Source organism: Methanosarcina subterranea, assembly GCF_055385895.1.
This window is the reverse complement of sequence record NZ_AP042426.1, coordinates 2,517,711-2,530,481: the sequence shown is the minus strand read 5'-3', so window position 1 is coordinate 2,530,481 and position 12,771 is coordinate 2,517,711. Positions and strand designations below refer to the sequence as shown.

The window sequence follows — 12,771 nt, the reverse complement described above, 5'->3', positions numbered from 1 at the left end:
TTACATGCTGTTTTGCCATGTCCAATTTGTCATCTTTTAAGGTATGAACGACATAAGCCTCTTAATAGGCTTCATCATAATACAACTCATGTAAAGTCCATCCGCTATTCTCCCAAACCGTCATCCTCTTGTTGAATTTACCTTTCCAATCCTGTAAGTTCGTTGCTTAAGGTATTAAAACTTCGATTCTGGCTATATTTTCCCCCTTTAATCATTACTGATAGTTTACAATCCTTGAAGAACTTATTCCAGTTCAATATTTAATTATATAAAACAGATATCTATTTAAGATTGATTATTACATAATAATGAGTTATGAATAGCCTTCAGGACTCAAACTCATCCATAATCAAAGCTCTCCGCGGAAAAGGATACAAGGCTACGCCCCAGAGAATAGCGATCGGTCAATTTGTTCTCCACAATCATACACATCCAACGGCTCAGAGAATTTATAGCGAAGTCAAGAAGGTCTATCCAACAGTCAGTCTTGCAACAATTTATAAAACAGTTCAAATCTTGAAAGAGGCAGGTTTGATCCAGGAATTGAATTTAGAGAAAGATCAGGCTAGATTTGATCCCAATATGGAGCTACATGCGCATCTGGTTTGCCTCCAGTGCAAAATCATCAATGACTGCACAGACCCCATGATTTCTGAAATTGTGGATCGGATGTCAAATGAAGCAAATTTTTCTGCTGGAGAATGGAATTTTAACATATTTGGCATCTGCAGCGACTGCAGACGGAAAACAAAACCCTGAAAATCTTCAGGTCTTACAACAGTAAGTCCATCCGGTTTCTTAAACTTTGAAGAGATTTTTGTGTTGTGTTCTGGAATTTCTGTAAACCCCGATTGATTCTGTAAACCGGATTTGTCATTTTTGCAATAGCTCTTCGCGTGGTTCCCGTTCGCATACTCTTTCGGGTGACGCGAACGGGTCTTATTAAAAAAGAATTATGAAAAAGAGATTACTAAAATGTTAGCATAAAGATAGAGATTGTGTGAAAACATGCCTGAAGGAGCTCTGTGCAGTTGATGGGTTTTGCCCTCCTGAACAACTTTGGAGCTTACCGAAAATTTATCCCAGATCCCGTAGATTACATAATACCGTTTTTTTAAAGTTTGAAATAGAAGTAATGATGCTCTAAGAGGCTGTCTTGAATTAAATCATTTATAATTTGTGTGACTCTGCGATCAAATAGATATCTTCCTCAACGCCCGAATGCCCATATAGTGGGCAGATATCGTGCGGTCGCTAACAAAAAAGAAGGACCAGCAAAAAAAACACTAAAACATGTTGCAGGTTGACACATCTCAGTAGTATTAAAACAGTCAAAAAAGTCAAAAAGGATCCAAGAAGTCTGCCGGGGCCAACATTATAAAAGTTTTTATCTTTTTACAAATAAAATTGTCCATTCCGGACAAATATTCCAGAAATGCCTGTGCGCTTGTTTTCTCGATCATTCTAAAGCATATAGGAATATACTTATTTCCTTCGATAAACACGGGGTAAATGCAAAAAACGATAAGAAACACATAGGTACTTTGCTTGATGTCTTCCGATATTGGAAAAAGTCCGTAGTTTTGGGTTTTTATAATAATATCTCTGCAGAAATACTCCATTCCGGTTTAACTATTCAGATTATCTCCTCCATCATTTCAAAAAAGTCCTTTGGCGGCTGCTCATAAGGCAAGGAAACCTTGAAAACCTGATCTGTATCCATTACCCCCTCGTTAAATTTTCTCCACGGATTATGCTGTGGCGTGCCAAAAGTAATGTCTATGGCCTTTTCCTCAATGTCAAAGATGCCTCCATATAACATTCCAAACATATTCTGCGGATCATAAAAATGGGTGCAAAGGCCCTGGGGATAGCTGGTTGAAATCAGTTGCCTGATATCTTCCTTGGAGATTTTCTGTTTGGCAGTAAAAGTGTTCCGGATTACCCCAAAACGTTTTACCGAACCCTTCCAGCGGCCATTTTCCTGTGCTAACATTTCGGGTAAAACGACATGATTACTGGCGCAGAGGAATCCCTCGGGATCTGAGGCGGTTATAATCTTATATGCCTTAAATCCGTGGAGATTCTCAAATAGCGCAATATCACCGGATGCATCTCCCACCATCAAATTCATATTATAGGAAATAGGCATCTTTTCCAGATATTCCAAAGCTTCTGAGATATTTTTACAGTTTTCCAGCAAAGCACGGATAACGCACCAGAAATTCAGGCCAGTAAGTTGAGGGTCCATCCCTAAACCTTCAATAGGCGTCACGGGTATACCATTGGACGATTGACAGAGAGCTAATCCATGTTCATTTATGCCATTGGCCCGCCCGAATATATTGCATTGAGAACCTGTATGGCTATATTTACCGGTAACGGAAGTAGTCGCCAGGCACATCTCCTCCAATATGTCGGTAAAATCGTAGGTGTAAGCCAAAATAGTATGTCCTTCCAGGTTCTTCTCTGGCCTCAGCGCCATCACATTACATCCGTGCGCAAAGAAGCTTATGGAATAGAACAACACCTGCGCCGGGTCAACGCCGACCGTATCGGCAAAACCCTTTATCTCTTCATTGATACCGGGACAATACTGATCAAACATTTCAAATATTGCGGCGGTTTTTTCCTGTGTTCTAACGGGAAACATACCTGGCGGCGCTTGCAGTCTCCTTGCGGCTTCTGGCGTCGCTAAAATCCATTTCCCTAGATGCTGGCCTATTTCGTAATTTGTACCTGAATGGTTCAGATAATGTGCGGTCGTTAATTTCATCACTGTTTCCTCCTTTTTCCTTCCGGATTTACAGCCTTATTATATCTGATTTTTTGCCGCTGATAGGATACGTTCTAGATATGACAATCCAGCATATTCGTAGCTAGTATATAATTCCTAGATAATTATTTTTTTTAGAAAGAATTTTATACGAAAATCTACCATAAGTTAGCGGAAGATCTTATTTTTCGGGAAACAAATTCCTAATATTAGTTTAAATTTTTTTAAAATTAATTTCCCTACATATTGCATAATATGTAACAAAATAGAACCGATTATAACATAAAATAAGTGATGTTAAATTTAAAATATTTTAAAGTTCAGTACATCATCTCAAAATTGTTGATTATCTGACCTGGGCAGTGTAGCTGAGGTACCGCCAACATTTCCGATAAAATCCACGCTAAGAAATAATCAAAAAATAAATATGCATAATGAAGCGAAACCAGAAGCAGAAGAAATATACATAGCAGTTGCAACAGGATATGCAATCTATAGACCGGGAAAAGATGAGGCTGAGGTTATAACAGATGCTAAAAAGTGGGTTGAGAGAGAATATGAGAATAATTTAGAGAATATTATAGTTCGGATCAAACCACAATACAATGATTTTACAATAATTAAAATTTCGCGGGCGGTAAAGGAAAAAGTTGAAGAAAATGGTGGAAGCATAGAGGACTGGGAAATTAGCATAGTGAAATGTCCGGATGGGGTCTATAGGCTTCCCGAAGAAGTACAAGAAAAAAATCAAGAAATTAAAACTTAAAAATGGCTCTGTCTAGTTGACGAATTTACCCTCCTTAACAACTTTGGAGCTTACCGAAATTTATCTCAGATCCCGTAGATTACCATTACTATTTTTTTAAAGTCTGAAATAGAAGCAAAAAAGAAGAATGTGCGGGAGCTTAAAAAATGCTTGCAAGCCGGATAGGCTCTAAGAACCTTCCCAAAAAGTCAAAAGTGACATGCTGTAACAGTACTATAAATCTATATGTCCGGGTATCCAGTCAGATTTGGTTCTTTGGGCTTTTCTTATAAGCACAAAATGCAAGCGTTATTTTACCTTCTTTAATCCTTTTCTTCTGTTTTCAGTGACCGCCCGATATTTGCTCACTTCGCGAGCATGCGGGCGTGGAGGGAAGTTTTCAGATGAATTTTAAAAAGAAATTTGATTTTTCCGAATACAACTGGTAATTTAGATATGGGCGATTTCCACAAGGGTCAGATAAGGTTTGGAAACCTGTTGCGGTAGGTCTTCAGTCCCGAAGCTCTCAGTGTACAGTTCTATAGCTTCTTTAATATTTTTTTCTCGGCTTCTTCAAGGGTTTCACCCTGAGAAGTCACATTGAGCTCGGCATACATCGAATAACGTTGAAACGATATCTGAGGGCTTGTTGTGTCTGTTTCCGCTGGTTTGGATTATCGTAAGAGTCCTGTTGATCTACTTGAAAAACTCAAAAGCTCAGATGCAAATATTGATGGTCTACACAGAAGTTAAAAGAGCGTGTTTCAGATACACATAATAAGCGCAAACCAGAAGAGGAAAAGTGCCAATTCTCAATGTCACTTCCTTCGAAAACAATATGCTGAATAGGAAGCAGAAAAGATTAGAAAGGAATTTGACAACCGAGCTTGATATTATTTATTACTTTTGATATTTACATAAATCAAAATGTTAATTAACTTTAGGACTTCTTTATTAAAATTGAAGTCTGATGTCCAATGGAAAATGATACGAGTTTAAGTGAAGAGTTTAATCAAAAAGTTATTCTCGTACTTGAAGATAATGACAAAAAGTTTGAAACCAATTGGAGTGAAAATCAAGCTAAACTTACCAAGTTAGACAAATCCATCCCATCAAAAATAAACAGTTATTTGAATCGATATCTCAATTTGAGTAAAGTACATGTTGATGGATATAAAAACTGGTTTGATAATCATATAAACTCTTTTACCCGCAGACTGTTTACATTGATTATTGGAGTAATAACCATTGGATTCTTCGTAGCTATAGCTGTTTTAGGATATGATTGGGGATTTGCGGATCAGCAATCTTCCTTATATTATAAAACAGGCATAATGTTCGTTGTTTTTATTCTTCAAATTGTATCAATTCATTTTGCTGTCTGGAATTCTAAAGCTAATTTTAATACTGGATTTGAAAAATTCCATGAAAACAATTATGATAAAACTGATACTGGTATAAAAGAACTAGATGACACGAAATGTTCCATTGACTCTGATATTGGGGAAATAAGCAAAATTTTTACTGGATTCAAAAGTTCACTTGCAGACACAAATGAAATAGTTCGCAATCTAATTCCAACTTCAGTAGTTCGCTAAAATCTTTCCTCCACTTTTACTCTACCTTCATTTATCTCAAACACCACACTGTTGTCCTCACTCTTAACTTTCTTCTTATCCATTCCTTAATAATAAGTATAAATACTTCAAATCTGAACTTATCCTCATCTATGACCTGAGGTCCTCTTTTGACAATAGTAAAATGTTTATTCTGAATGTATAGCCATATATTTTTTAGTAGAAAGGATACCAATGCATAAAAGTACCTTATAGTTGCGTTTTTAGATGATGTCTTTGGTCTAACCACATTCCTCATCCTGTATGACGATTCAATAGCAAATCTTCTTCTGTAAACTGTACTGACCTTTCTTGGAGACCATTTAACTCCAAAAACAACAAAACCAAGGTTCTCACATCCCTTTTTACCTCTCTTTCCTTTCAGATACTTAACATCAATGATAATGTCTAAAAGAATCTTTTTCTTAGAATTCTTCATGACATATTGTGTACTTCGAGCCTTATTCCCATTCATAAGTTGCTTCATCTTCTCTCCTTTCTTGACAACAGGAACTATGTGAGGAACACCATTACTTTGCAAAAATTCAAACACATCTATAGAATAAAACTCTCTATCAAGGCAGAGAACCTTGATTTTAAAATTCAGTCTTTTGATGAGATAGAGAAAATAGGAGAGGTATTCAACCATTGGTTTTTTCTTTTCTACAGGAAGAACAGATACAGTAAACCTTTCGTTCTTGTTAGTGATGTAGAGGGAGATATATGAGTAAAAAGAGTTTGTTGACTTTTTAGCTTGGCTACGAATTACATATTTCTCGTTAGACGAATCTGTTTTCCCGTAATAAGGATCGTTGGTTAAATCAATGGCAAACTCATAGCTCTTACCTGTTTTGAGAGTTTTTAGGGGATTTTGAAGAAGAATCTTTTCATTGGATAGGATCAATTCGTCCATGTTTAGTTTCTTAAGATGGTAACGTAAAGATGTTTCACAAGCAACAGCAGAATACTGTTTTGAGACAGAATGGACTGAACTCTTATCGACTGCCAAACTCACAACAGTACGAATAATGTCTTCACTTGTAAGTGAACCATTGATCTTGAGGATTACATGAGATGTGAGAGGTTGTAATACAGAATCAATACAGTACTTTGACTTTAATTCGATTTTAAACCTATTTCTGAACTTATTTGTGAAAAAAGACATAGAGAGGCATTTTTCATTACATATAAAGGTATCGAGAAGCTTCCGTAATGAGGAAATCAAAATTAGCGAAGTACTGAACTTGTAAAGAAATTGATGATCTACATAAATTCCAAGAGAAGTGGTATCTGGAATGCCACAAACTAAAAATAGTAACTACTTATTTTGGGCTGAAAGCACAAAGCAATGAACTAACCATTTTAGCGAAAAAACCAATGATTGAAAAAAAGCGTTCAAATGATGAAATTCTGAGCGACTCAATTATCGAGTATGTGTGTGAAAAAACCTGCTTAGACATCCAATTAATGAATCTATTTGTGTACTGCTATAATGAAGATAAGAAAACTGAAAAATTATGGAAATCTGTCCGGCAGGATCCTAATAAAGTACATTATCTTGCAAACAAATTATTTAACTTAGATAAACTAGATTTTGCAAAAAAATTAGATTCAAATGAATCCAAATTTAGCGAAGAAACCCTAGAAAATATTCTACTAATAACTCAAAATTTTGACTTGATTTTGATAAAAGACAATGTATCTTTATATCTACGTTTATGCAGTTCCCTCCAGAATTATTTCAAAAAACTAGTTGAAGAAAAGGTTCCTTTGAGAAATCAATTAAACTGCGAGAATATTATCAATAAGACAGATTTTGAAAAAGATTTTGAAACTAATTTTGTTGGCATTTTTTCAAAAGAACTCCTTAGATCGTTAAATTTAGATTCAGATGAAATTATTAAAGAAGCTTATGTAGTTGCATTAATGGCAATTGTTCTAAATCCTGACATCAAATTTAGGGATACAGTATGCAAGAAAGCAGCTGAAAATCATAATTCCATATACATTTTGATGGCTTATCATAAGCTGCGTGAACAGAAAGCAGCTACAAATGAATCTTTCACTCTGTCAGATATATTTAAAGCAGAGAAACCATCTGAGATTAAAGAGAAAATTGAAAATGATAACGCAGAAAAAGAGATTTTTAGATATATGGAACTCTCATTGTCTCGAGGTGAATGGCATGAATCGAGTCAAATAATAACGCAAAAAATGATCGAAGATTTATCTAAAAGAATAAAAAATAAAGAAAAATTTGAGGCATTTAAGAGAGCATTTACGAACATTTTTATGAAGGTAAATATAAATACTTTAGATAGAGCTGTAGATGCAGGTCTTTTTACGGTATATTTCATTCTTACAAATTCATCACAAGGGAAGTTCATAGACAAAGTAGTGGAAAATCTGCTAATTAGCAGTTTTAAAAACAAGGAAGATATTAATAATTTTGAAGAAGAAAACCACATTTCACTGTATTATGATTTAAAAGACGGTTCACATATTCCAAAGTATGATTTTACTAAATATTCTAACTCTACTAGAATTGGTATTTTGCATAAAGATATTGAGTTTTCAACTTTCGCTAACGATATTACTACTGATATTGAAAAGTTATTAGAGAAAGAGACTAAAGATCTAACTGATGAAACTAAATGGAAAGATATAGGTTTTATAGTATTGAGAATTAGTCCTTCAGAATACAGTTTTGGAATTTTAGATAAGGAAATTGAAAAGACTTGTAAGCTTCAGTTAATAAATCTGGACATTGCATCTTGCATTGCGTCTTTAGCTTCTGGTTCTGGTTATCTTGAAGATGAACAAAAACTTGCAGTTTCCACTCTTGATAGCACAATAAATATTTTAGATGTTATTGATCAACTAAAAATTTTTGAGTACTTGTCAACAGATATGCAAAAGAGTCTTACTCAACAAGAACGTAGATTTTTGCAAAGTGATGAACTGAAAAAAGAGATTAAAATATATTTAGAGTCAAAAGAGGTATATTCCTTCAAAGAATTGAGTCATGTACTTAACTATAGTTCAGAAAATGAAAAAGATGATCTTAGAACATCTTTATATGCTGTATTTGCAAACGCATTTTCTAATAAATATCCATCAAAGACCATTAAACCAAGTACCCAAAGAAGATGTGTAAATGAATTTTTGGATTTACTTGAATCATTGAATGAACTTTGGACGTAAGTAACCCCTTATTAATGCTCATACAGACGAATTGCTAATATTCGCTATATCGGTATAAAGGAATATGTTTCCCTGGCTAAATCTCTTCTTAATCCAGCTTCCCTGGGAACTTCACCGCCTACCGTCCTTGTTTAACTTCTTTTATGGGTGTCATTTTCCCTTCTCGGAGCTCACTCCGCATCCTGCCAGCTCCATGTCGAACCGGCTCTTTATGCTTGTTAATCTGCCATGCGCCCGAAGGGCGCTATCTGGCTCTAACTAGCTTAAAGTTGCCGGTGAGACTATCCGGCGTGTGCGGAGTAGGGAGAATAACGCATGAAGATTTAAAGAACAGCACGCCAAATTAAAGTCAAAAGAAAAAGATTCTTTAGTCTTTTACCTTTATTTCTATCACTGCAAAAAATCGAGTATTAAATCAATGGATAAAACGTTGGCCGTGTCCGTAAGTTATTGATAAATTCTGAAAAAACGAGTACTATCCCTGCATTAAAGTAAAATGCAGAGAGCTTCTTGTACTTACTGTTTTCAGTGACTCACGGACACTACCAAAACGTTTAAAAATAAAAAAGTATTAATTGACTAACGTTATTTTACTGTTATGCACTTCAACGTCACAGAAATTATAGAAACTGTGAATGCCCAAAGTAATTTACTAAGGAATGATTGAAAAATAACTTCAAGTTTTAACTTCTGGAATAGCTGTATAATTCCATTTTCCCAAATAATCATCAAAGACAATTTTCATTTTTTCCTTAAAGTTTTCACTTACTTTTCTTCCCGTAGCATAAACTTTATTTTTGATGGTTGAAAACACATTCAATCCTGTGCATGTATACGTCCTATCAACAAGGCTTTTAACAACATCAATAGTGCTGAAAACAGTACCTTTGCAGGCACTTGTAACATGACAGAATAACCTGTGTTCTATTGGATTGTATTTCGAAGTATATGGTGGATAGTGAGCCATTCTGATTTCAATCCCAATTTCATTTACCAGCTTTTGCAGATCTTCCTTGAAAATATAATGCCTGCTTGAGTTGCTTCCACCACCATCTGCTAAGGTTAAAATGCTATTTGCCTTAGGATAGTTTTCCTTACCGTATTTTTCCCACCAGTATTTAATGCAGTCACAACAAAACTCACTTGTATCTTTACTGGTTCCTAAAGTGATGTATCCTTCGTTACGTTTCAGGTCATAAATACCATGTGGAATTACAAAACCATCTGAAAATGTATTGAAATCGTGGTCATATACCTTTACTGTCTGGGTACAGTAGATTTTACCGTCACGGTAGAAATTACCGATGACTTCTTTTTTTACGTCTATACTGATTATCGGATTCTCGCTTTTTACGTACTCTTCTTTGAGCTTGTTAATCTTCTCAAACTGCTCATTTCTGCCTTTACAGTCTTTCATAGTGACAGATTTTTGCATTTTTCTCTTTACAAAACCATGTTTCTTTAAGAGCTGCTTTACTACATGTGGACTTATGTTCATGCCTTTTGCTTCAAAAGCCTTTGAAATGCCCTTGAGACTCAGATTCGTCCATTTTATTTCTTTATCCGTAGGGCTTCCAGCCGTATGATGTTTTAGAATGTCAAAGAAAACTTCATCAATATTTTCAAATGTATCGATGATTTTCTTTTTTCCTCCGCCAGACTTTCGAATCCTGTTACCTGGTTTTTCTATACCATTAGTGATTTCATTAATTCCAGCCATAACAGTTTGAAAATGACAGCCTAGAACACTACTTATGTAGTTTTGTCCCCCATGTCCTAATTTCATTGCTTCTATGGCTGCATATCTTCTTCGATCTTTCTCATTTAAAGTGTTATAAAACGCTTTCATCTGTTTTTCAATTTTTTCAGAATATTTTGTGTGCAGCATTAAAGTAAATTCCTTGTCATTTCTAACAGATTTTAATCAATATTATATGACAATAAAAATACTTTAAATTATATATTTGTTATTCCTAAATGAAGCACCATATTTTTTAGTGTTCGATAATTTTGAAATTCTCCTTGATCCTGTGAATAACAAACCTTTAGAAGCTAGTTTTTCTGATTTAATAGAAAAAGCAAATGAAAATAGTATTAAAAGCAAAATTCTGTTTACCAGCTGGGAATCTGTCTCAAGCGAACGCGGGATTAGATTACACTCTTATCAAGTAAGGGGACTTGATGTATTAGCTGGAATCAATCTACTAAGACGAGAAGGTCTAGAAGAACCTGATGAAGAGTTAACAAAGGCCATAGAGTTATCAGGTGGTCATCCTCTTGCCCTCCTCCTTCTAGCTCAACTTGTAAGGTCTGGAGAAGATACTCTTTCAACTCTCCTAAACGATGATTCAATCTGGATTGGTGAAGAAGGAGAAGTAGCAGAGCATATTTTAAATAAAGTATATAATGAGAGACTTTCCGAGGAAGAACGTAAGCTCCTGCAATATGTGTCTCTTTTCCGTCAGCCAGTGCCAGCAAAAGCAGTTTTTGAAATAGCTAATGATCCAAATTGGAACGAACCAAGGGTAAATAAAATTGCATTAAAATTAATTCGTAAATCCCTTTTACAAAAAACTGGGAACAATTACTGGGAAGAATCATTGATTAGTAAATATGCTGGGAATAGGTTATCTGATAGGGTCGAGCGTAATAGAATCGCTTATGAATACTATGTCTCTATTCCCCTCCCATCCTATATTACAAAAAAAGAAGATGTTCAGACTTTAATTGAAGCACATTATCATGCATGCATGGCAAAAGAATATGATTTGGCTGCATATGTCGTTTTTGACCTAAAACTTCACAACTACCTCGAAGATTCGAAAAGTTACAGAACGCTAATTGAAATTTATGAGAAAATTTTGCCCAATAATCACTTTGGAACTGAAAAATTGTTAAGTGATAAAGCACTTCATGGCTGGGTTATTGGAAATCTCGGCCTTGCCTATAAGGAACTTGGAGAAATTGAAAAAGCAATTAAATATCTCGAACAGTCTCTATCTATCGCAAGAAAATATGGGCATATAAATGGAGTTGGGAGACGTCTTGACCAGCTGGGTCTAGCATATTGCAATATTGGAAATGCAAAAAAAGCACTGGAATATCACGAAAATGCTTTAGCTGTTTCAAAAGTTATCAGAGACCGGAAGTCCGAAGGAAGGAATCTTGGTAATATTGGAATGGTCTATTTACAGCTTGGTGATGCAGTAAAGGCGCTTGAATATTTAGAGCAGGCTTTGGATATTACACAAGAACTGGGATATAAGAAAGGGGAAGAAACATACCTTGGAGACCTTGGAAGTGTCCATTTACGACTTGGTAATTGTGATAAAGCAATTGAATATCATGAAAAAGCCTTAGCCATTTCGAGAGAGATCGGAGACAAAAAAGGGGAAGCTGCAGATCTTGGAAATATTGGAGCTGCCTATTTACAGCGTAGTGATGCGAAAAAGACGCTTGAATATTGTTATCAGGCTTTAGCTATCGCAAAAGAAATAGAGGATGTATATGCAGAAAGATTTTATCTTGGAAATATTGGAACTGCATATCAACACCTTGGTTACACTGAAAAAGCAATCGAATATAATGAGCAGGCTTTGGTTATTACAAAAAAAATTGGGGACAAACAAGGAGAAGGTCACAACCTTATAAATATCGGGAATTCATACCTGCGTCTTGGGAACGCGAAAAAAGCAATTGAATATTTCGAGCAAGTTTCGGTTATTGCAAAAAAAACTGGAGACTTGCTTATGGAAGAAAAGAACTTGTGCAATATTGGGGATACCTGTTTACAGCTTGGTGAGACAAAAAAGGCGCTTGAACATTATAATCAGGCTTTAACTATTGTGAGAAAAGTAGGTAACAAACATGAAGAAGGAAAAATTCTTAGAAGCATCGGTTTTGCCTATACCTCAACTGGGGAAGTAAAAAAAGGAATCCACTACTGCGAACGCTCCTTACTTATCGCAAGGGAAAAAGGTAACAAGAGTGATGAAGGAGATGCACTTGGACACCTTGCTGTCGCGCACTCTTGTGACGGGAATTTTGAAAAAGTAATCGAATATAGTAAGAAGGCTTTAGTTATTGCAAGGGAAACAGGGGATAAGCACGAAGAAGCACGTAATCTTCTAACCCTTGGTCTAACTTATTCGGATATTGATAAATTAAAAAAAGCAATTGAGTGTATTGAGGAAGCAATTGAAATTGGAAAAGAGACGGAGGACCCTATACTTATTAATACTTGTGAGGAAGCACTAATGTTAATAAATATGCCATAAACTTAATCTCCCAAGTTTTAACCCTCTCCATGGCGTGGCTGTTTAGGGTAAAAGGCTTATCACTTTTGGCGTTTTGCTTCATGTAATGGACTTCACATACCTACCCACGCACATATACCTAGAAGCCACGTACAAAGGCCAGGGCCATCGCTC

At 35.5% G+C, this 12,771-nt stretch carries 8 protein-coding genes; 5 read left to right on the top strand and 3 right to left on the bottom strand.

All coding sequences use genetic code 11. The features are described 5' to 3' along the window. The first annotated feature begins 315 nt into the window (after positions 1–315). The gene (locus ACZ5A8_RS11160; protein ID WP_464533958.1) at positions 316–759 is read left to right on the top strand and encodes a Fur family transcriptional regulator; all 444 of its coding nucleotides are present in this window, start codon (positions 316–318) and stop codon (positions 757–759) included. An 877-nt stretch (positions 760–1,636) separates the two neighbouring features. Here ACZ5A8_RS11160 and ACZ5A8_RS11155 read toward each other — a convergent pair. After that, positions 1,637–2,776 carry a C45 family autoproteolytic acyltransferase/hydolase gene (locus ACZ5A8_RS11155; protein ID WP_464533957.1) on the bottom strand — a complete coding sequence of 380 codons (1,140 nt, stop codon included), beginning with the start codon at positions 2,774–2,776 and terminating at the stop codon, positions 1,637–1,639. Between the two features lie 427 nt (positions 2,777–3,203). Between ACZ5A8_RS11155 and ACZ5A8_RS11150 the strand changes: the two genes are divergently transcribed. Then, entirely contained in the window at positions 3,204–3,542 is a 339-nt protein-coding gene (locus ACZ5A8_RS11150; RefSeq protein ID WP_464533956.1) for a hypothetical protein, read from the top strand. 956 nt (positions 3,543–4,498) lie between these two features. Next, entirely contained in the window at positions 4,499–5,119 is a 621-nt protein-coding gene (locus tag ACZ5A8_RS11145; RefSeq protein ID WP_464533954.1) for a hypothetical protein, read from the top strand. 31 nt (positions 5,120–5,150) lie between these two features. On the opposite strand, the gene ACZ5A8_RS11140 is transcribed toward ACZ5A8_RS11145, so the two are convergent. Beyond that, positions 5,151–6,302, bottom strand: coding sequence for an ISH3 family transposase (locus tag ACZ5A8_RS11140; RefSeq protein ID WP_464530343.1), 1,152 nt, complete (start codon positions 6,300–6,302; stop codon positions 5,151–5,153). 212 nt (positions 6,303–6,514) lie between these two features. Here ACZ5A8_RS11140 and ACZ5A8_RS11135 point away from each other — a divergent pair, with 212 nt between their 5' ends. Then, positions 6,515–8,341, top strand: coding sequence for a hypothetical protein (locus tag ACZ5A8_RS11135; RefSeq protein ID WP_464533953.1), 1,827 nt, complete (start codon positions 6,515–6,517; stop codon positions 8,339–8,341). A gap of 676 nt (positions 8,342–9,017) precedes the next feature. Here ACZ5A8_RS11135 and ACZ5A8_RS11130 read toward each other — a convergent pair. Then, a complete protein-coding gene (locus ACZ5A8_RS11130; RefSeq protein ID WP_464529477.1) occupies positions 9,018–10,229 on the bottom strand; it encodes an ISAzo13 family transposase in 1,212 nt (403 codons plus the stop codon). Positions 10,230–10,338: 109 nt separating this feature from the next. Here ACZ5A8_RS11130 and ACZ5A8_RS11125 point away from each other — a divergent pair, with 109 nt between their 5' ends. Beyond that, a complete protein-coding gene (locus ACZ5A8_RS11125) occupies positions 10,339–12,618 on the top strand; it encodes a tetratricopeptide repeat protein (protein ID WP_464533952.1) in 2,280 nt (759 codons plus the stop codon). Positions 12,619–12,771: the final 153 nt, after the last annotated feature.